The following is a 21,566-nucleotide window of genomic DNA, read 5'->3' on the forward strand; positions in this document are numbered from 1 at the left end:
TTATGGTCAGTTTTTGAGGGTCTTTATTTTTTCGCTCAGTTCTTTCAACCCGGCTTTTTTCAGGCATTCGTCGCCAAAACTTTTCAATTCTTCGCGATCTTCGGGTGGTATCAGTCCCAGTAGACCAGGGACATTACCATCATCACCGGCACCACTTTCGATCAGGCTGCTCAACAGCAGGATCGCTTTCCGGCTGATCTTCAGATCGATCTTTACGGCTTCATTCATCCCGGGGCTACATAACAAAGTTTCGTAGACCGTTCCTAACACATCTTTTCCCATGTCGTAAAATTTTAAGGTTAACTAATGGCTCAAAGGTCGCTGGTTCTTTTGAAACGATCCTCATTAGATATTGGGGAGGATAGGTGAATGTGGTTTGGGGGTTCTACTTTTGGTTCTGACAAATATGGAGGACATGTGTGATGGATATGAGCGATGAATATTTCTCTGTGAAGGACCTGCGGAAGATCGATCTTAACCTGTTCCTGGAATTACAGGGGCATGATCCGGTGGCGCGTAAAAAGAACGATACGGACTGGTGGTACCTGTCACCGTTCCGGGAGGAACATACGGCCAGCTTCCACGTTGACCGGCTGAACAATGAATGGTATGATTTCGGGCTGGCTGCGGGCGGTAACCCGGTGGACTTTTTCCTGCGTTATTATACGAGCGACATCCCGGAGGTGCTGGAGATATTGAACCGTAATTTTTCGACGCATACGCTGCAAACTTTTCGGCCGGACCGGTTCCCGGCGGAGGTCAGGGAAGCGCACCGCTTACAGGTCAGGACCGTGCAGCCTTTGTATGCTTACCCGCTCAAGAATTACCTGCACGAAAGGAGCATTCCGGTCTCCGTGGCGGATGCTTATTGCAAGGAGATCGGGTACGAAGTTGCGGGGCGCTCTTACTATGGCATCGGTTTTAAAAATGATGCCGGGGGCTGGGAGATCCGCAATAAGAATTTCAAACAAAGCAGTGCGCCGAAAGACATCTCGACCTTCAGTTACGGGGCGCGTTCGGCGCATGTTTTCGAGGGTTTTATGGACTTCCTTTCCTGGCGTGCTTTGAACCCTTACGTAGATCCGCGTTCGGCAGATGTCGTGGTGCTGAACGGTGCGGGTCTGTTCGACCGGGCGCTGCCTTTTTTGAATACGCATGAGCAGGTACACCTGTGGCTCGACCGGGATGTGACGGGCCTGGCTTACCGGGATTATGCTTTATCGCTTGACAAACGTTTTGTGGACGAGAGCGGACTCTATGAGCGCTTCAAGGATCTGAACGACTGGCTGCAGCGCAAGGGCGAGACACCGCAGATCCGTCAGCGGATGGGGCTTGCGCCGGTCCGGTGATGGTATTGGGTTCGGTCGTTTTGTGTTGACGGTGGTTCTGCTATTTAATTTTTCCCCTCACCGGGAGAAGCCGTCAGATCGCCGGTTTGCGATCGGCAAGATGTACCATTGTCTGACAACAATGGGGAAAAGCGCCCCTCTCCGAAGTCGGGGGCGCTGGGGGAATTGGTGTTCATGCGTTTTTGTTGACCATAGGTTTCATTTGGAAAGGATGAGTGATGGGAGAAAAAAATACGGGCCGGAAGCGGCGTATCACGTTGCGGTTGACGACGGATGAGTATACGGAAATGGAGCAGAACTGGAAGAACTCGACGGTGCGCAAGCTGTCTGAATTTGTGCGGCGCTTGATCTTCGGGCGGAAGTTCACGGTCTATACACGCAATAAATCGCAGGATGAATTGTTGGAAGAACTGGTGTTGTTGCGCCGCGAGTTGAATGCGATCGGTGTGAATTTTAACCAGGCGGTGCACCGGCTGCATACGCTGGATCATGCGCCGCAGATGCAGCGCTGGATCGAACGTTTTGAGCAGGATAAGGAGCACTATTTTTCGGTGGTGGGGAATGTGGAGTTGCGGGTAAAAAGCCTGGTCGAGTTATGGTCGCGGTGATCCATCAATCGAAGCATTTGCGCATCGCGCTCAACTATAATGAGCACAAGGTAAAGAACGGGCAGGCGGTGTGTTTAGAAGCCGGCTATTACCCGGTCGGGCCGGAACATCTGAACTTTCACCAGAAGTTGCAGCGACTGGAAATGCTGGCGGAACTGAACCAGCGGACGAAGCATAATTGTTTGCATGTGTCGCTGAATTTCGACCCGTCGGAGCAGCTTTCGGATGAACGATACAAGGAGATAGCAGAGGTCTATTTGTCGAAGATCGGCTTCGGCGGTCAGCCTTATTTGTTGTACAAACATGAGGACGCGGGTCACCCGCATTTGCATTTGGTGACGACGAATATCAAGGCGGATGGTAAGGCGATCCGCATGAATTATCTGGGTCGCGATAAGTCTGAACCGGCACGAAAGGAGATCGAAAAAATGTATGGTCTGGTCGAGGCGGGTAAGCAGCAGCTGCAGGATGTTTTCCGGTTGAAGCCGGTCAACGCGGCGCGGGTCATCTACGGTAAAGCGGAGACGAAACAGGCGATCAATAATGTATTGGTCAAGGTGCTGCCGCAATATAAATACGCGACGCTTTCGGAGCTGAATGCGGTGTTGCGGCAGTACAACATCGTGGCTGACCGGGGCGAAGAAAATTCCAGGATCTTCAGGCATAGTGGTTTGGTCTACCGGGTGCTGGATGAGCAGGGTAATAAGGTGGGTGTTCCGATCAAGGCAAGTCTGTTCTTTGATAAGCCAACACTGAAAAAGCTGTCGGAAAGGTTTGCGGCGAATCGGTCGGCGAAAGAGAACGCGGGTGATCGGACGCGGTTAAAGAACCTGGTCGACCGGTATTTTTTAGGCGGGGATAAAAGTATCGAAGGGCTGGTCGCTGCCTTGCAACATGAAGGCGTGGATATGGTGTTGCGGCGGAATGATGATGGTTTGATCTTCGGGGTAACGTATGTGGACCACCGGACGAAATGTGTCTTTAACGGCAGTGCGTTGGGCAAGGCTTATAGTGCGAATGCGATAAGGGAACGCTGTACAAACAGGGTGGCTGGTGAGGGGAAAAAACAAAACGGGCCAGGGGCTGAGCGGGTGGCGCAAAAGGGTCACGCGAACGGGAGGCCGGAGCGTAATACTCACCGGAATTTTGATGGCTCCGGGGCTGAAAGAACGGGATCGCCGGGTGTATTCGAGGCATTGTTAGATACCGGGAATCAGGGTGCTTCCATGGATTGGAACCTAAGGAATACCAGGAAGAAGAAAAAGAAGAAGCTGCGCCTTTCGGCGGGCTGATCTGAGCAAAAGATCTATTGTGGAACGATTAGAAACGGCTTTGCTTTTGGCAAGGCCTGGGAGGAGTATGTCTTATGCAGACCGGAGAGAACGATCAGGCGATGCGCAAGATCCTGGACATGACCAGGCTGATCAGTATGGTGTTGTTGCTGCTGCATTTTTATGTGGTGTGTTATGGGGCGTTCGCCTACTGGCATTGGGTGTCCGGGCTGACTGACCGCCTGTTGTTGAATGTTGGGAAGACGGGTCTTTTTAATAGTTTTTTAAAGCCTAAATTAATTGCTCTTGGCTTTCTGGTTATCGCCCTGATCGGGGTTCGCGGGAAGAAGGATGAGCAGCAGACGGTGAAGGTGGCGCTGTGGTATATGGTCACGGGGGTGGTCTTCTATTTTGCCAGCTGGTTCGTGCTGTTGATCACCGGGCATCTGGAGGCGGTGGCTATTGGCTATATGGCTTTGACGGGGCTGGGCTTTTTGCTGTTCATGAGCGGTGGCACGATGCTGTCTAAGATCATCCGGGATAAGCTGAAGGGCGACATCTTTAACCGTGATCAGGAAGCCTTTCCGCAGGAAGAGCGCTTGCTGGAAAATGAATTCTCGGTAAACCTGCCGGCGCGGTATTCCTATCAGGGCAAATGGCACCGTTCCTGGATCAACTTTATCAATCTTTTCCGGGCTTTGCTGGTGCTGGGCTCACCGGGTTCGGGTAAGAGCTATTTCGTGATAAGGCATGTGATCACGCAGCATATCCGTAAGGGGTTCGCGATGTTCGTTTATGACTTTAAAATGCCGGACCTGGCGGTCATCGCTTACAATACCTGGCTGAAATATAAGGATAACTATAAGGTGGTACCGGAGTTTTATTCGATCAATTTCGATGACCTGTCACGCACGCACCGCTGCAACCCGCTGAACCCGTCGGCGATGCTGGACCTGACGGATGCGGTGGAGTCGGCACGGACGATCCTGCTGGGGCTGAACCGGGAATGGGTAAAGAAACAGGGGGACTTCTTTGTGGAGTCGCCGATCAATTTCCTGACGGCCATCATCTGGTACCTGCGCAAGTACAAGGATGGTGAGTTCTGTACGCTGCCGCATGTGATCGAACTGATGCAAATGGACTATGACAGCCTGTTCACGGTATTGGGTACCCAGCAGGAGATCGATGTGCTGATCAATCCTTTTATCAGCGCTTATAAGCGGGATGCAGTGGAGCAGCTGGAGGGACAGATCGCATCGGCGAAGATCACGATGGCGCGGGTGGCTTCGCCGTCCCTGTACTTTGTGTTGTCGGGCAGTGAGTTCACGTTAGACATCAATAACCCGGAAGCGCCGAAGATCGTCTGTATGGGTAATAACCCGCAAAAATTGCAGGTCTATGGCGCGGTGCTGTCGCTGTTCACGAACCGCTTGCTGAAGATCATCAATCAAAAGAACAAGCTGAAATGCAGCCTGGTCTTTGATGAGTTCCCGACGCTGACCACGGACATCATACCCACAATCGCTACGGGCCGGAGCAACTTGATCGCGACGACGCTGGGCATCCAGGATGCGAGCCAGCTGCGCAAGGATTACGGGCGCGAGCAGGCGGATGTGATCATGAACATCGTGGGCAATATGGCGGTCGGCCAGGTTTCAGGCGATACGGCGAAATCCGTGTCGGAAAAGATCGGGCGCATTATGCAGGACCGTGAAAGTTTATCCATCAACCGCAGCGATACGTCCATCAGCCGCTCTAAGCAGCTGGAGGCTGCGGTGCCTGCCTCACGGATAGCCGCCTTGAGTTCGGGCGAGTTCGTGGGCATGGTGGCGGATAACCCGGAGGAAAAGATCGAACTCAAGGCTTTCCATAGCGAGATCGTCAATGATCATGCGGCCCTGAAACAGGAGATCGATGGTTACCTGCCCTTGCCGGAAGTACGGAAGGTCAGTGCAGGCATCATTGAGCGGAATTATTTGCAGATCAAACAGGATGTGCGGGATATTATCGAGACGGAAATGGAAAGGTTGCTGAGTGATCCGGGACTGTCGCACTTAGTGATCAAGAAAGCGTAATTAGTCAAATTCAGCAACCGTCTCCGCATTTGATCCAAAACGTGGGAGCATTTAATTGTCTCGATTATGCCTGTCCAATCAAATGCTAAAAGAAGAAAATTTATTGCCATTATATTTATAATTCAAGGAAATGTTATATTCGTCGATAAACCTATTTCATTTTGAACCTTAACACGCCTTTACAACATTTCAAAATTCCAGTGGAAAATTTGCGTTTCGAGCAAGTTGAGCCTCATGGTGGTGGCGTTACTTTTAAGAGAGATGATCAAATTGGTCATGGTAAATATCTTTTGAAAAGAACAACGTTAGTCAAAGCATCCTTGTCTGTAAAAAAGGATTTTGATTTTAGTAAGAATTTATTTGTTAATATCCGCTCTCCATTGAAGGTTCCGATCAAAAGTGAGAAACTGAAGCTGAAGAATTTGGGCTTCGAAATTATAAGCCTTAATAAAGCTGATATTAACTCTTGTCTTGCTAAAATCTCAAAGGACAAATTCGATCAACTCGCTGAGAAAATCTCAAAATATACTTTTGAGCCCGACCATCCCGGCAAAACAAATTTGGCTATTCTTGAAGATATTGAAGAAGTTAAAGTAGATGATAAAATGGCTGCTTTGGAAAAAGGCAGCTCAAAGCAGGACGTGATCATCTATTTGCATCATAATCTTTCCCAGAAAGAAAAATTTCTTATCCTCAATAATATTGAATCAGATTTTATAAAAGCTGGGGTAAAAACCGAATCTCAAATATTCCCTAATGGCAGGCCAATAGTTAGTTGCTCCGCTGAGTATGCTACGATCAAAAAGATAGCCAGTTTTTATTCGACCGTCAATAAGGTTGAAATAAATTCCACATTTTACGTTAAACGATCAGTGCCAGTTTTACCATTGCCCAGCAGTCTGAAGGTTAACGCGGCAATATCAGATTCTGTTGTCGCAATAATTGATTCAGGAATTCAGGCATCGGCAGTACCCTTTCAGAATTTAATAACAAGCCATTTGAGATTTTTGCCTGCTCGAGCTGTTGATATTGACCCAGATCACGGGAGTTTTGTTGCAAGTCGATGTCTATATGGTGATGAGATAGACATTTGTTTTACAACAAATACTTTGATGCCCTATTGTAGAGTAATGGATGTCACGGTATTCGGCAACGATGCAAGGGGTAGAAGTATCGGTCCGACAGACGATTTTTTGGTGAATGTGATTGGTCAGGTTGTCAAGAAACACTACAAAGATATTAAAGTCTATAACTTATCCTTGGGTAAACCCGAGTCTATAAACGATCACGAATTTTCTGAGGTTGCAAAGCAAATTGATTATTTATCTAAAACGTACAACGTCATATTTGTAGTGGCATCCGGCAATATTAATTCGCCGCTTGGTAACTATCCTCATGATCATTTTTCTCATAAAGATTCAAGATTAGGGGCTCCGGCTGAAGCTTTGCTTGCAGTAACCGTGGGATCAATCGCTAAATACGTTAATACAAATTGCCTCGCCGTTAAAGATGAAATTTCGCCATTTTCAAGGATTGGCCCTGGAGCAGATTTAGGGCTTAAGCCTGAGATAGTTTGTCATGGTGGAAATTTAGTGAAGGGGTATACTTCCAACCCCAGAACGTCGAGCTATGGAATTAACCATAAAGGCGACCACCTTGCTGTAGATGTTGGGACTAGCTTTTCGGCTCCTATCATTTCACAATTCGTTGTGCGTTTAATGGATGCTTTTCCAGATGCAACGACCAACCTTATTAAGGCCCTTTTATTCCATTTCGCTGAAAAAAGAAGTATTCCAAGCACAATACTTAACCCCCATACTTTTTATACCGGTTTTGGCGAACCGCATATTGAAAATTCAATATCATCCGCACCCAATACTTTCAGTTATTTTTTTGAAGGCGTATTGGATCAACAAAGATATCAGTATGTTGGGTTTCATATTCCGAGCATTTTCAAAACACGTTCTGACGCTAAACTAAAAATTAAAATAACGATTGTATTTGACCCGCAAGTCAATCCGACAAATGATATGGAGTATAGTATGGCGAGGATTAGTGCGACTTTATATAAAGCCCATAATACAGGTTTTAAAGAGATCACCGTACCGACAGCCGATAAATACAATTTGCCATGGAATCCTATTTTACAATTTGAAAAAGAATTTTCAAGAGGGTTCTTATGTGGTTATTGGGAACTACGTTTAAGACTTTTTACCCGTGGACCGATTGGAGAGAAATACAAACAGGGTTATGCTGTTATAATTGAAATCATTGATTCAAAAAATAAGATTGACGTATTTAATGAAACTGTCAACGAATTCGGAAGTAAGTACGATCTGAAAAGTAGAGAAGAGGCTGCTTGATTTGAGAAATTCATCAGGCCTCTATCACAAACTTTGTGCGCGATTTGATTACTTCACCTTTGGGAAACATGAATACAAATACGTTATAAGTATTGTCAAAATAATGATAGTCGCAGGTGATCGATTCGGTTTGCGTATCGATCGTCAAAACGTTTTTTGCCATTTTTCTATTTGACAAAAAGTTTTGAACGAAAGGTACATCAAAATCAAAATTTGAATTCCACTCGATCATGCCCCATTCCTGAGTAAATGATGGCGATTGAAAATAATTACGAATACTCAGGCATTGCGCTGCGAACGGTGATTTGGACTCTTTGTTGAGTACCAACAAGGCGCATCTTTTTTTAGAGTGTTCAACATATCTCCGGATAGTTGCGTGAAATGAAGCCCCAAACAGCTTTTTTAGATGTAAGCAGGTGGCTAATTCCAGAGGGTATTCGCCGACTTTATCGTTAAAAATATCTAACTGGAATAGTGCAGAGGAAGCAAAGTAATTCGCTTCAGCTTCAAATTGATCATTAATATCTGGATCTAAGGTTTCATCATCATCCAAAAACTTAAGCATGTTAGCCTGCCATCCACACAGTTCATGCCCCGCCTCGTGCAACTTCACAAAGGTCTGCTTAGATTCATGTTGCTGAAGGTCGAGATAGATAACTTTTTCACGGCGATCTAATACACCCCTGATCTTGGCCAACCCTCTCTTCAATGCCAAACTATGTCGTGCAAAAAAGTTTGACGGAACGACACTGAGATCGACGGACGAATCGATCTTTAAGTCTGCATAAGCTAAGATCTTGTCAACTGGCGTGGGGAAAACCCCGAACGCCTTACTTTTATGTAAGGCGTCAAATGCGACTTTCTCAACATCGTTTTTCTTTCTCTCACTTATCATTTTTCTGATGACGCAAAAACTTTAGATACTCGATAAGCTTTTCTTGTTCTTCAGCGGTGATATCAGCGGTCGCGGACGAAAATGCAAAGCTACCTGTACTAAAAGTCGAATCGCTTTTCTTTTCAACAACACCAGCAGACACCATTAAGTCGTCAAAGTTCATGTTAAATAGTTCCGCCAGTCGATATAAAGTATTTGCTGATGGCTTCTTTATTTTATCATTTTCTAATTGACTCAAATAAGCATTGGATATTCCGGACTGAATCTCAAGTTCTCTTAAAGACAGGCGCTTTAGCTCCCTGGCGTCTTTTAAGATTTTTCCAAGTGTTTTTTTTTCAGTTTCCATAGCCATACAAAGTTATAAACTCTTAATTTAATAAGCAAGTGCTAATTTTAGTAAGCTAAAAATCAAGCATTGCTAAATTTATCAAACTATCAATCAAGCACTTGCTAAATTTATCAAATATTTATAACGCATTTGCTTGATATATTTAGCAGTCGATGTATATTTGCTTCATATTTAAATCAACGAATATGGAAGATAATCAAAAGGGGGCAGACCTTTCAACTGCCAAAAAACTATTATCGCTGGTCATCGAAAACAAAAAGTTCGAATGGCGTAAGCAGTATATTTCTGGCAGAGAAGTAAAAGCATTAGTGAATGCCGGAGATGATGTCGATCTATTTTTATCAATTGTAAAACCATGGGAGGACGAACTCATCGGAGATGATGACCTGGTTGATTTAGCAAGGCCCGGCATTGAACGTTTCTTTTTCAAAAACTTTTTGTGGCTGACCATCAACGATAAGAAGTTTAAGTGGTATGAGCAGTACGTAACCGGCAAAGAGGTTAAATTGCTTGGTAACATTTCATTAGAGGACGATCTGTTTTTAAGTATTCAAAAACCATGGAATGACGAACATATTGATAACGAAACGAAAGTTGATCTCGCTCGTCCCGGAATTGAGCACTTCTTTTCAAAAGAAATACCTGCCGAAATCAAAATTATCGTCAACGGTCGAGAAAGATCTTGGTCGAAAAATACGATCTCTTTTGAAGAAGTCGTGGCACTCGCAGAGGGCAACGTACATAATAATAACAAGGCCTATACGGTCACGTATTTAAAAGGGCCGAAACAAAACCCACAAGGGGAAATGGGTAAAGGCGACTTCGTTTATGTAACCAATAAAATGATATTTAATGCAACAGCAACTGATAAATCTTAGTCCGGACCTGAAAAAACTTCGGGATGAAGGCTTGTCGTTGGCAATATATGGTGGATACGTTTGTATCCACCATATACCTTACGTTAACGAAAAAAAGGAAGTTAAAATTGGTACGTTGATAAGTGAATTGACCCTATCGGGTGGGAAAACAGCAAAACCATCTACCCACGCAATCTATTTTATGGGTGAGAAGCCTTGTCACAAGGATGGTAGTGAGCAAATAGAGATCGTTAACAATAGCCCGCACCAAGCGCTGGTCGGAGAACTGATAGGTGATCATTTTTTATCAAGTAAACCCTCAACTGGTTATTACGACAATTACTATGATAAATTCTCTAGATACATATCATTATTGTCCATTCCAGCCCGTTCAATAGTTCCGGATGTTACTGCCTATAATTTTTATCCGGTCATTGATAGTGAAGAGGATACCGTGTTTAATTATTTTGATACCAGTTCGAGCAGAGCCAATATCACTAAGATCAATGAGAAGTTTAAAGGTCAGAAGGTTGGTATAATTGGTTTAGGCGGAACAGGTAGTTATATTTTAGACCTGGTCAGTAAAACACCTGTAACAGAGATCCATCTTTTTGATGCTGACGATTTCTCACAGCACAACGCTTTTAGATCGCCAGGTGCTGCCTCCATAGAATCGCTCACAGGTAAGCAAAAGAAAAGTGAATACTTTCAACGTATTTATTCGAATATGCATAGAGGAATTGTATCGCACGTCACTTATGTAAACGAAGATAATATATCGCTGATCAAGGATCTATCATTTGTGTTTATCTGTGTAGATAAGAATTCTGTTAGGCAAGAGATTCTTAAGCAACTGGTAAAATTTGAAATACCCTTCATAGATGTTGGTCTTGGCGTAACGCTCGTCGATGACCAACTCATAGGCATTGTCCGGGCTACAACAGGAACACCACAAAAGAATGATCATCTTGAAAAGCGAATAGCTCAGGAGGATACAGATCAAAATGAATATGTGACGAATATCCAAATTGCAGACCTCAATGCTTTAAACGCAGTTATGGCGGTAATTAAGTGGAAAAAACTCACTGGTTTTTATCAAGATCTGATCCACGAACATCAAAGTTCTTATTCTATAAACGTAGGACAACTTTTAAATGGAGACACTACAGATTAAGTTTGTTGAGTTTATTCCGGAATTATTAGATAACGGAACTCTTTACATATCGATTGACTGTCGAACAGCGATACATAAATGTGTTTGTGGCTGTGGCAATGAAGTTATTACACCATTTTCTCCTACCGACTGGGAGCTAAGATTTTATGGTGACTCCGTTTCCTTATTGCCATCAATTGGTAATTGGAGCTTTCCATGCCGGTCACATTATTGGATAACCAATAACAAGATTCGCCATGCAGGAAATTGGACGAACAAACAAGTTTCTGACGGGAGGTTCACCGATAGAACAATTAAAAACAAATACTACAAGGACATAACTAATAGATTAGAGCCTCAAGTGCAAACAGTAGATGAATTACCACTTGAAGTGAAAAATGTGAGCTGGATAGCCACCTTTTGGGGCAAGTTAGTTTCAGCAATTAAAAGCATTAAAACAACGCTAAAAATTTAAATTAAATACAATGGGTAAAAATCAACATGTTGTACCGCATAACGGGAGTTGGGCGGTGCGTGGAGCTGGAAACAGCAGAGTTACAAGGATTGCAGACACACAGGCAGAAGCAATTCAAGTCGCGAGAACAATTGCCATTAATCAAGGTTCGGAAATGCTAATTCACCGACCAAATGGCCAAATAAGGGATCGAAACTCTTACGGGAATGACCCCTTTCCTCCGCAAGGGTAACCTTAGCCGGATAGGTTACATGCAGTTCAATAAATAAAGGAGGCGTCACGATTTTGATAACGCCTCCTTTTCATTCCATAAGTTACAAGAGATCGATATTATTAAATGCCATTTTTAATTACTTAATTTTCGAGTCTTCCAAAAACGCCAAAAATGGAATTAACTGTTCGATTGAACTCCCTATATCCCCGCTAAGTTTATTTAAAGAACAAAAAGCCTGCAATCATTTAATTGCAGGCTTTTCTGTTTCTGGCAAGATGCTTTTTAAACCGCCGCATGAATATGCCGGAAAAGCTGCATAGACGGGCTTTTGCCCGAACGTTGGAATATCTCCGGCGCGCCAAACAGGATGAAATTTTCTTTAGCCCTTGAAACGGCTACATTCAACATATTTGGCCCCGCATCAAAGAAGTAGCTTCTGCCTTGATCGTTTGAGCCATAAGTAGCCGAAAAAAGCACTACAGGCCTTTCAGCGCCTTGTAAAGCATGAACGGTACCAATGGTAAGGCCATTCATGTTAACACCCGTCTTTCGTAATGTGTTCCGCAGCATAAATTTCTGTCCGGTAAACGGTGTTACTATGGCAATTATATCTTTAAGCGGCATTCGATAATGGTTGACTAAAGCATCCTGATGGTCTGCTATCCATTTGGCTATCGTTATTGCCTCTTCCTGATTGGCACGGCTGGTACCACTTGTAATGGAACTACCTTTAACAGGTATAAACTGTAAGGGTGGCAGTAATCCGCCTTTCGCAGGGCCTTTCATGGGTTCCAGCAGTCCGTCGTAAGCCAGATCATTACAATAGCTGATAATCTCATCAAAACAGCGGCGATGTTCTGTAAGTAACATGCCGCGTGCCTGCCAAGAATAGAGATGATAATAGGATGATTTTTGAGCCAGCCGCATAATACTGCCAGAGCTGCACAGAAAGCCTTTGCTGTATAGATCATCTATAGCGTTTTGATCATTTAAGCTTTTGATCACTCCATAACGGTGTAAGTTAGCCTGATCTACTTTTTTTGGAACATTCCAAACCGGCTCAATCTGCAGGATATCGCCAACTACCAATGCTTTTTTCGCCAGCGCGAAGCTTGCTGAACCTACTTCCGGGGAAACCTGCCCGGCCTCATCAACAATAAGCAAATCAATAAAGTTTAGCAGGGGCGGCGTTTCCCATATGTTTTGGCCCGGAGCGACCCGGATAAATCTAGAATAACTGAAAAATCTCGGCGCCATGTAAAAGGTAGAAACAAAGCAAGGTGTTAACATGGCAAAACGCTGCCAGCGTTCTTTAGCAGCAGCCTCGCCATTGCGGCTCAGCCGGTCTGCTTGCAGCGCTAATCGGGTAGCAATTAGCCAGCGTCCTTCCCAATAGTGTACCGCGGTGTAGAACATGTCATATTTCAAGCCCACTTCTAATTGCTCATTAAAGGCCGGTTCGGCAGGCGTATGATTTACATTTGCCTTTGTTTTCCAGGCCTGCCAATCGTTTTGAGCTTTTTTGATTTGTTTTATAAGGCTGATCTTTTGATCAAAAAATTGCTGAATAGACTTAACCTGATAAAAATCTAGCTCTTCATAAGCGATAGGACAATTACGGAACAATTGTTTGGCGCGTGTAGCCCGTTTTTCCTTCACAAAGTTTAGGAAGAAAAACAACTTGATCCAGATCGATTCGGCATCCAGGTAGTTGCTGAAGCTCAGTTCCAACTCCGTGATCGCTTTTTCCAGGGCATCCAAACTATAGTTGCTCAATTCGGGCAGCTGGGCAGTTAACTTCTGATAGCTTTGCCAAATACCAACGCCTTTTATTAATAATTCGTGATTCGCTTTTAATGATTGTTGTAGGCTGTCAATAATAGCTGTAAGTGTGTTACCTGTTTGCCCGCTACAGGCAATAAAGTAGGCCTCGGCTGTAGCTAAATAAGTTTCATTTTCTTTGTCAGTATGTGTACCTGTTAGTCTGCCTTGTACGCGTTTAATCACCGGAATATTCGCCTGTACTTCGCGAGTTGCTCCAGGTAGGTATAGGCCAAATCCGCTTACATCAGGTAGCCAGCGCTCATAAAGCGTTCCTTTCTTTTGTTTTACATTTGAAAAGCTATCTATGATGTTTGTAACCGCCTGATTGTTTGCAGAGCAGGCCAGGATTATGCGCGGATCGCCCCCTGCAATTGCGGCTTGCACTACTTGGGTAGCAACCACGCTTTGCAGCAACGTAGTTTTACCTGTACCCGGTGGCCCATTAATCACTAAAATATCGCCCTCGTTTAGTGTAGTATAATGATATAAACTGGTGCGTTGCGATCTCGACAATGGGAACTCATAAGCCATTTGTCCAAGGTGTGCGGCTGACGCTTTTTCAAATTCTTTGTCTGAAAGTATGGATTTTAGCGGCGTCTCTTGTCGCTCCGTGAGTGTAGCAAGAGTTACGGGGACTTTTTTCTGTTGTATGATATAATCATATAAACCAATGATGCCATCAGCGGGGCCGCTCAAAGTATCGTTTATCACGATAACATACTCCTGGGTAACGGCAAAGTTTTCGGGACCGTATGTTTCTGGTTTCTGTCCCGTTATTGCCTTGAAAGCAGAAAATATATAATCGATATAGTCTTTCCATAACGGCTGGCCGTTAAATGGGCGCCCGAATGCTTCGTCTATACGGTCAACGTCAGCAAAAACAAAGTTTACTTCCTGATTAACCTGGGGTTCCAGATAGGCGCGGGGAATATATGGAAATGTATCTTCGTCCGGTTTAAGCTTGCCATTCCTGGTCAGCACTGCCCTAATCCAGAATGGATAAAATATGCCTCTTTCTCCGGTTAGCTTTGCGTATTCAGGCAAAGGGCTTACCCTAAACGGAGTAAGAAATACTGGTGCCTCTTCAATCTTTTCCCAGTAGGCATCTTTCGGGTCAGATCGCCCCTTATCTTCATTCACCCTTTTCTCAAAAGCATCTAATAAAACAGATGCTTGTTTAATATCCATCATTCCTTTTATGATGTCGATCTGAGCATTTCGCTGGTTAAGTGTTTTGTCTACCTCAATCACTACTCTGGCCGAGTCTGCCAGTGTGTTGCGCCAGTATCGAAGTATATTTATTTGCGGGTTTGTCAACATGTTAGCAGCTAATTTACAAAAAGCGTATTCGCTGGTTATGCTAATTAATACTTTCAGGGTTTATATCTGCTAAATGAAGCTCATCACGTGCGCAGTTTTTGTGTTGTCGTAAGGTTGTGATTGCCCGAAAGGGAGCTTATGAAAAAAAAATAAAAAAATAATCAACTGCGCAAATACACTGCGTAATTGATCTATCTCTTTGTATCGTCAAAAGGCTGAACCTGTTCACACAACGCCCCCTCTCCTGATTGGGAGAGGGGTTTTAGCCCGGAGACACATTTATTTTAATTATTATGGAAAAGGAAAAAATTGGCAACAACGAGTTAAAGGCTTTAGGTATTAATGAGGTGGATATTTTGGTGAACTTTAGCAGGGTGGCCAATGGTTTGCTTAAACACAATGTTATGGGTAAACCTGAAATTCTGGCTAACATTGAAGCCTTGATTGACGACCCTATGCCTTACGCGTTAAAAAAAGGCGGTAAGTTTAAAAATTTGGCTGAAGATGTTATCGCTTTGCGTAAAGAGGGCAAGTTTATAAAGCAGGAACGCGTTACCTTTAAGTTAAAAGAAGAGATAGCCGACTTCCAGGTTTGGGGTTTGGAAAATATTGAAGTTGGCGCTTTGGCGCAAATGCGTACCGCGGTGCAACTGCCGATTGCGGTTGCCGGCGCTTTAATGCCCGATGCCCACCAAGGGTACGGGCTGCCGATAGGAGGAGTACTTGCAACTACAGCTAATACCATTATTCCGTTTGCTGTTGGTGTAGATATTGCCTGCCGTATGTGCCTGAGTATTTTTGATATGCCGGCAGCTACGGTTGATATTGAGGCCCAAAAACTTAAACAAATGTTGCTGGATAACACCTACTTCGGGATGGGATGTACCACAAAATCGTATTTTGACAGCTCATTGTTTGACAGCCAGGCGTGGAGTGAAACCAAAGTTATCCGCTCCCTCAAGGATAAGGCTTATGCGCAGCTGGGTACTAGCGGTACAGGTAACCACTTTGTGGAGTGGGGCGAACTAATTTTAGCCGAAGGCGCTTTAGAGAGTGTGCCCGCCGGTAATTACCTGGCATTGCTTTCGCATTCGGGATCGCGCGGCTTTGGCGGGGCAGTGGCTGATCATTACAGCCGTATTGCCATGAGCAAAACTAAACTCCCTGCTGAAGCGAAGCACCTGGCCTGGTTGGATATGGATAAAGACGAAGGACAGGAATATTGGATAGCCATGAATTTGGCCGGAGAGTATGCCAGTGCCAATCACCACGAAATCCATAATAAGATAGCGCGGGCTTTGGGCGTTAAACCAATTACGATGGTTGAAAACCATCATAATTTTGCGTGGAAAGAACAGCTGGCCGATGGTACCGAAGTAATGGTACACCGGAAGGGTGCAACACCGGCGGGCGAGGGTGTGTTGGGTATTATTCCGGGTAGTATGAGCACGCCGGGTTTCCTGGTGCGCGGTAAAGGTAATATCGCCAGCATTAACTCGGCAAGCCACGGCGCAGGCCGTGCCATGAGCCGCAGCGCAGCTTTTAAAACATTAGATAAAGCCGTTGTTGCCGCCAACCTAGTTGATAAACGGATTACACTGATAGGTAGCGATATTGACGAAGCGCCAATGGCGTATAAAGACATCCATACCGTTATGGCCGCGCAGCACGAACTGGTAGAGGTGTTGGCAAAGTTTGAACCGCGTATTGTACGAATGGCCGACCCGAAAGAAAAGCCGGAAGATTAAGGTTCGATATTGATAAATTGAAAAGTGCGGCTTATTAAGCCGCACTTTTCAATTATGAGTTATGTCGAATACGGGAATGCTTTAACTATTATTGTAAATAATAATTATTATACAATTAACTTCTCGAAATTGCATGAATCGGTATTGCCTTGTTATATTTTTAATTTTTATCAGTGCATGCTCTTTAAACTCTACAAAAACGGTAAAAACGCGTACGGCAAAAAGTAATATTATTAAAGTAAATAATAAGTTATTAGATTCTACTTATATGCGCACCGGTTTTTATTTCCTTGCAGAAAAAGGAATAATTATGCGCCTTGATAAATCAAATAAATTCTACACAATTTCTCCATCACCTTTTGCATCAGTACAAAATATAAGTACGGTCAAGATTGAAAAAACACGACTTACGACTGGCGAATACACAGACCTCTGCATGATTTTTGACAAAATCGGAGCTCGGGATTTAAAAGATGGTACCGGCAATCCGCTGCATCCTGAAATAGCGGTAGTTGTTGCAAATCGCCTGTTGTATGTGGTTAAAAATACAATATCATTTAAAACAGGGGTAATGTGTGTCGGACTTGAAGGGTATTCGGAAGAGGAGATTGAAGAAATGCGCCAAGCTATAGATATGAAAAGATGATCATAAGGGATTTAACCTCATCTTTTCATGGTCAGTTTTAACTGCCGATTAAAGTATTGTACAGGCGTAAAATAAACAACCCGCACAAAAGGAGGGGGTTGTTTATTATTTTATGAGCATTAAAATAATTAGTTCTTAGCCTGATCCCAAATAGATTTAACTGTGTACACTTCCAGATTTTCACATCGATGTTGTTACCCCAAAAATGGAATCCTTCGGTGTTCTTAGCATCCGGCTTGCGTTGCATGGAGTAGGAGTAAGCGCCATTATCAATAAATACCTCAATGGATGTACGGTCAATGTAAATATCAGCGCTTAGTTCCATGCTGGTCATGTCTTCGGGCGAGTAAAATACGCCGTTAAGCGTGTTGTAGTTCATGTCATAATCAATTATATGCTGCCCGAACAGGTTGGCCGGCGCTTGTAGGCTGTTCCATTTTCTTTTGAATCAATCAGCGGATTGCCCTTATATTTTGTCCAGGTACGGCCTTTATCAAGGCTGTAAGCCATGCACTGTACCTGCTTGTTGTGCCCGTCAACCGTATAAGTTGCAATCATGGCAGGGGGTTTACCTTTGTTAAAACCGGCGGTGTTGTTATAATCAATAACTGCCGAACCCGAGAACATGGTGCCCATATCATCCGGACTAAGCGCTACGGGCAGCTCCTGCCAGTGTATCATATCTTTACTCACTGCATGGCCCCACGACATGTTTTCCCACTCACGTTCGTACGGGTTATGCTGGTAGAACAGGTGATACTCGCCTTCGTAAAATATCATTCCGTTAGGGTCATTGATCCAGCCGCGGCGTGTGGTAAAGTGAAACTGCGGACGGTTCTTTTCGTGGTACATGGAATCCTGCCCGGCAATTTTATCATCCTGATAAATTTTTGAGAGCCCTGCATTGTCACCTTCGTAACTGATGGTAACGGTTTTGCCTTTCAGGTTACTTACATCGCAAAACACCCAGTATTCAGGTTCGCCACTGGCCAAGCGTATCTTAAACTCGCGCTCCTTTTTGCCACCAACGGTAAACTTCATGTTGCTGCGTTGTTGCGCCTGCGATACCGGCAGGTTCAAATACCGCTTGGTAATTTTAATGGGCAGATCAGCCGCGTGTAATTGCAACACACTGCAAGCGGCCAGGCAGCAGGTAAGGAATGAGTTAGTGAATGGTCATAGTTTAATTTAATTAACAGCGTTTATTTAACCTCGTTTAGTTTACACCTTTAGATTTAATTTATCAGAGATCAGGCAAGGCATTTTAATGGTAATTGGTTTTAGCGTAAAAGCAATAAAATTACACACCTGAGAAAAAGGTTACAAATGCTTATATAGATATTGAAAGTTTGGTAAACTTTATAAACAAAGGATCATTCGATTCAGCACAATTCGGGCAACACTTACTTATTGCGATATTAGTATGGCTTGACATCGAATTTGTGTAAAAAGAGGTCGGCATGTAAATAATGCCGACCTCTTTATAACAAAAACTAAACTGAACTATTCGCTTCTTAAACTTTTTACCGGGTTAGCCAGTGCGGCCCTTACCGCATGCGAGCTAATGGTAAGCAGGGCGAATGCTATGGCCGTAATACCTGCTATTATAAATGGTAAAGCGGTTACTTGTATACGGTAATTAAATTCCATCAGCCATTTGTTCATCAGGTACCACGCTATCGGCGATGCTATCACTATAGATATAACAACCAGCTTCAAAAAATCAGTAGTCAGCAAACTTGTAATGCCCGATATGCTTGCGCCAAGTACTTTGCGGATGCCAATCTCTTTGGTACGTTGCTCGGCAATAAAAGCGGCAAGCCCGAACAAACCAAGGCACGCCACAAAAATTGCCAGGATAGAAAATACGGTAGCCGTGCGCGACATTATCTGTTCTGTAGCATACATGCTTTCAATATGATTATCCAGAAACTGGTATTCAAAGCTCGAGTTAGGCAAATCAGCTTTAAACTTGTTCTGCAATTGCTGCATAAAGGAGGAGAGGTTGCTCGTGTTATATCTTATTAAGAGCGTTTTTATCGATTCAGGCGCACCCAACATATTATAATAAACGTAACCGCCTATTTCACTTTTTAGCGACTGGTAATTAAAATCCTTCACTACACCGGTTACAATTGATTTTGCCCCCATCTCGCTATGGATTTGTTTTCCTACGGCGTCTTGCGGAGATTTAAAACCCAGGTAGCGCGCAACCGTTTCGTTTATTAAGGAATAGCAAGTGCTGTCGCCCTTGGCAATTTCTGTTGGCAGGGTGGTGCCGGCCAACAATTTTAACCGCATCGTTTTTACAATAGATGCATCCGTATGGCAGGTTTTCACCGGTATCGCCTCCTTTTCGTTAGCGTTTTTGCGCACACTCCTGCCGCTTTCCACATCGCCCGGGATAGACTGCACTTCCGAAAAGCTTTCAACAGCGCTCATGCTGCTAAGGTCATTCATCAGCGCCGATAACTGTTGCCTGTTCTGGGCTGATTTTATATCAAGTGCTACTACACCGTTTGGATTGTATCCCAGGTCGCGGTTTTTAATAAAACGAATCTGTTGGTAAATCACCATAACAGAGATGATGAGCACAATAGACGATGCAAACTGAAACACTACCAATGACCGGCGCATAAAATCAGCAAATGAATGTTTAAGCTTTAGCTTGTTCATTAACACCAGTGGTGATATTCTCGCCATTGAAAATGCCGGGTAGCTGCCCGCCACCAGCGTAACTACTATCCAGGTAATTAGTAAACCGGTGAGCACAGGCATTGAAAAATAGGCTGATGAATTCAACCCGATACCTGTGATATTTTCAAAAGTCGGTTTTAAAGCGAAGGCCGCGGTATAACCAATTACAATAGCTATTAATGACAGCAGAGCTGTTTCTGTATAAAATAAGGCCAACAGGTTATTGGTGCCGGCACCTAAAACCTTGTTTACACCGACGCCCTTTGCACGTTTTTGCGACCGGGCGGTTGCAAGGTTCATGTAGTTAATGCAGGCGATAAATAAAACCAGGGCCGACAAAAACATTAATGATTTAACCATGCCGATGCCTCCTGTCCGGCTCGTGTAACCTTCGCGTATATCGGCCGAATAAAGGTGAACGTCTGTCAGCGGCTGCAAAATAAACTGCTGAAAATATTTTTCATCAGGTTTTACATTCTTATCTATTAACGCAGTCGCCTCTTGCTGCACCCGGGCTACATTTGCTCCGGGCTGCAGCAGGCAATACGTTTCGTAGCTTGCGTTGCTCCAGTAAACATCCTTCCCGGCCCAGGTATCCATAATATTGTAGATCATGTTACAGTCTATAGTGCTGTTAGTGGGCAGGTCGGCATAAACACCGGATACGTGAAGCGTGTCGCGGTTATTTACATAGATGATTTTGTCAATCGCGGGTTGGCTTCCATATAATCTTTGTTTTGCGGATTGAGAGAGCACGATGGATTTAGGCTGAGCGAAAGCCGTTTTGGCATTTCCTTCCACAAATTTGACATCAAAGATGTTAAATACGGTAGAGTCCGCCATGTACAGGCGCTTTTCAGTAAAGTTTTTATCATCAGTTTTTAGTGATACACTTGCGCCAAAGTCATGTTTTATAAGCCGCGTGGCTGATTTAACCTGTGGGATGTTTTGCACCATTGCCGGTCCAACTGAATTTGGCAGCTTTGCCCACACCTGATAATTGTAATCAGCGGTGGTTTGCATATTTACGCGATAAATGTTTTTCGCGTTGCTGAACATGCGGTCAAAGCTTAACTCGTAAAACACATAAGCAAATAAAGTGATACAAACGCAAATTCCAATGGCAAGCCCGGCCACATTAAGGCTGGTAAAAAGCTTGTTGTTCAACATATTACGCCAGGCGATTTTGATAAAATTTCTGATCATGATAGGGTAGCGCTTAGTTTTGTTATACAGTATGCGGCTCTAATGGCCCGCGCGGTTCAATAGTGCCAAAACTTGTGCCTTTGAAGTAACCTATTGTAAAACAATGTGTTTTGATTAAAGTTAGGTTCACGGATGTTCGGTTATGATACAAGAGATGTTCGATTTCGAATATTGCATATAATACGTAGCCGCTAATTTTAACTAATCTTTTTGATCTTCGCTGTTTTCGAATTTTTAAATTGTTTGTCCAACGCTATAATTTTTTCTCACTGAGGTACAGCATGTTTAAACGAATAAAGCGGGAAATAGTGGCTTAAGATTTGGTTGGGCAGAAAAAAGGCGTACCTTTGCAGCCGCTTTGATAGATAAAGCGAGTGTTATTTGAAAGTTAGGCGAAGGTAAAGAAGAGGATTGAAGGAGCGGCTTGAAAGAGCGGTCCGGATACGAGAAAAAGCAAGAAAAATTCACAAAATTTTTCTTGTTGGAGTGAAACAGAAGATGTACCTTTGCGACCCG

General features: G+C 44.0%; 18 protein-coding genes. 11 read left to right on the plus strand and 7 right to left on the minus strand.

What is annotated here, in order from left to right; all coding sequences use genetic code 11:
* Positions 1-6: 6 nt before the first annotated feature.
* The gene (locus ABD960_RS06190) at positions 7-282 is read right to left on the minus strand and encodes a hypothetical protein (protein WP_345330057.1); all 276 of its coding nucleotides are present in this window, start codon (positions 280-282) and stop codon (positions 7-9) included.
* A gap of 140 nt (positions 283-422) precedes the next feature.
* On the opposite strand from ABD960_RS06190, the gene ABD960_RS06195 reads away from it, so the two are divergent.
* The 5 genes from ABD960_RS06195 (at position 423) to ABD960_RS06215 (ending at position 7,666) form a co-directional block, all read left to right on the plus strand.
* Positions 423-1,349 carry a CHC2 zinc finger domain-containing protein gene (locus tag ABD960_RS06195; RefSeq protein ID WP_345330058.1) on the plus strand — a complete coding sequence of 309 codons (927 nt, stop codon included), beginning with the start codon at positions 423-425 and terminating at the stop codon, positions 1,347-1,349.
* A gap of 218 nt (positions 1,350-1,567) precedes the next feature.
* The gene (locus ABD960_RS06200) at positions 1,568-1,957 is read left to right on the plus strand and encodes a plasmid mobilization protein (RefSeq protein WP_345330059.1); all 390 of its coding nucleotides are present in this window, start codon (positions 1,568-1,570) and stop codon (positions 1,955-1,957) included.
* Positions 1,945-3,249: a relaxase/mobilization nuclease domain-containing protein gene (locus ABD960_RS06205; RefSeq protein WP_345330060.1), complete on the plus strand. Its 1,305-nt coding sequence runs from the start codon at positions 1,945-1,947 to the stop codon at positions 3,247-3,249. The genes ABD960_RS06200 and ABD960_RS06205 overlap by 13 nt, the downstream gene beginning before the upstream one ends.
* Before the next feature lie 74 nt (positions 3,250-3,323).
* Positions 3,324-5,303 carry a conjugal transfer protein MobC gene (gene mobC, locus ABD960_RS06210; RefSeq protein ID WP_345330061.1) on the plus strand — a complete coding sequence of 660 codons (1,980 nt, stop codon included), beginning with the start codon at positions 3,324-3,326 and terminating at the stop codon, positions 5,301-5,303.
* 161 nt (positions 5,304-5,464) lie between these two features.
* The gene (locus tag ABD960_RS06215) at positions 5,465-7,666 is read left to right on the plus strand and encodes a S8 family peptidase (RefSeq protein ID WP_292970863.1); all 2,202 of its coding nucleotides are present in this window, start codon (positions 5,465-5,467) and stop codon (positions 7,664-7,666) included.
* A 13-nt stretch (positions 7,667-7,679) separates the two neighbouring features.
* Here ABD960_RS06215 and ABD960_RS06220 read toward each other — a convergent pair whose 3' ends face one another.
* Both ABD960_RS06220 and ABD960_RS06225 read right to left on the minus strand, forming a co-directional pair.
* Positions 7,680-8,561: an ImmA/IrrE family metallo-endopeptidase gene (locus ABD960_RS06220; RefSeq protein WP_292970866.1), complete on the minus strand. Its 882-nt coding sequence runs from the start codon at positions 8,559-8,561 to the stop codon at positions 7,680-7,682.
* A complete protein-coding gene (locus tag ABD960_RS06225; protein WP_292970868.1) occupies positions 8,551-8,907 on the minus strand; it encodes a helix-turn-helix domain-containing protein in 357 nt (118 codons plus the stop codon). Before ABD960_RS06225 ends, ABD960_RS06220 begins: the two co-directional genes overlap by 11 nt.
* Before the next feature lie 188 nt (positions 8,908-9,095).
* Here ABD960_RS06225 and ABD960_RS06230 point away from each other — a divergent pair, with 188 nt between their 5' ends.
* The 4 genes from ABD960_RS06230 to ABD960_RS06245 are packed head-to-tail and all read left to right on the plus strand — an operon-like array spanning position 9,096 to position 11,627.
* The gene (locus tag ABD960_RS06230; protein WP_292970870.1) at positions 9,096-9,788 is read left to right on the plus strand and encodes a multiubiquitin domain-containing protein; all 693 of its coding nucleotides are present in this window, start codon (positions 9,096-9,098) and stop codon (positions 9,786-9,788) included.
* Positions 9,763-10,941, plus strand: a complete 1,179-nt coding sequence (locus ABD960_RS06235; RefSeq protein WP_292970872.1) for a ThiF family adenylyltransferase — start codon at positions 9,763-9,765, stop codon at positions 10,939-10,941. Before ABD960_RS06230 ends, ABD960_RS06235 begins: the two co-directional genes overlap by 26 nt.
* Positions 10,922-11,395: a ubiquitination-like system serine protease family protein gene (locus ABD960_RS06240; RefSeq protein WP_292970874.1), complete on the plus strand. Its 474-nt coding sequence runs from the start codon at positions 10,922-10,924 to the stop codon at positions 11,393-11,395. Before ABD960_RS06235 ends, ABD960_RS06240 begins: the two co-directional genes overlap by 20 nt.
* A gap of 10 nt (positions 11,396-11,405) precedes the next feature.
* The gene (locus ABD960_RS06245; protein ID WP_292970877.1) at positions 11,406-11,627 is read left to right on the plus strand and encodes a DUF2188 domain-containing protein; all 222 of its coding nucleotides are present in this window, start codon (positions 11,406-11,408) and stop codon (positions 11,625-11,627) included.
* 264 nt (positions 11,628-11,891) lie between these two features.
* On the opposite strand, the gene ABD960_RS06250 is transcribed toward ABD960_RS06245, so the two are convergent.
* Positions 11,892-14,753 (minus strand): AAA domain-containing protein, encoded by a 2,862-nt coding sequence (locus ABD960_RS06250; protein ID WP_345330062.1) that lies wholly within the window; start codon positions 14,751-14,753, stop codon positions 11,892-11,894.
* Positions 14,754-15,046: 293 nt separating this feature from the next.
* On the opposite strand from ABD960_RS06250, the gene ABD960_RS06255 reads away from it, so the two are divergent.
* Positions 15,047-16,501 (plus strand): RtcB family protein, encoded by a 1,455-nt coding sequence (locus ABD960_RS06255; protein WP_345330063.1) that lies wholly within the window; start codon positions 15,047-15,049, stop codon positions 16,499-16,501.
* 133 nt (positions 16,502-16,634) lie between these two features.
* Positions 16,635-17,147: a hypothetical protein gene (locus ABD960_RS06260; RefSeq protein WP_345330064.1), complete on the plus strand. Its 513-nt coding sequence runs from the start codon at positions 16,635-16,637 to the stop codon at positions 17,145-17,147.
* A gap of 37 nt (positions 17,148-17,184) precedes the next feature.
* On the opposite strand, the gene ABD960_RS06265 is transcribed toward ABD960_RS06260, so the two are convergent.
* From ABD960_RS06265 to ABD960_RS06275, 3 genes are all read right to left on the minus strand, one after another.
* Positions 17,185-17,526: a GH32 C-terminal domain-containing protein gene (locus tag ABD960_RS06265; protein ID WP_345330065.1), complete on the minus strand. Its 342-nt coding sequence runs from the start codon at positions 17,524-17,526 to the stop codon at positions 17,185-17,187.
* Between the two features lie 11 nt (positions 17,527-17,537).
* Complete coding sequence (locus ABD960_RS06270) at positions 17,538-18,278, minus strand: glycoside hydrolase family 32 protein (protein ID WP_345330066.1); 741 nt, start codon at positions 18,276-18,278, stop codon at positions 17,538-17,540.
* Positions 18,279-18,650: 372 nt separating this feature from the next.
* Positions 18,651-21,050, minus strand: coding sequence for an ABC transporter permease (locus ABD960_RS06275; protein WP_345330067.1), 2,400 nt, complete (start codon positions 21,048-21,050; stop codon positions 18,651-18,653).
* Positions 21,051-21,566 lie beyond the last annotated feature (516 nt).

It is taken from the genome of Mucilaginibacter defluvii (genome assembly GCF_039543225.1).
Taxonomy (GTDB): domain Bacteria; phylum Bacteroidota; class Bacteroidia; order Sphingobacteriales; family Sphingobacteriaceae; genus Mucilaginibacter; species Mucilaginibacter defluvii.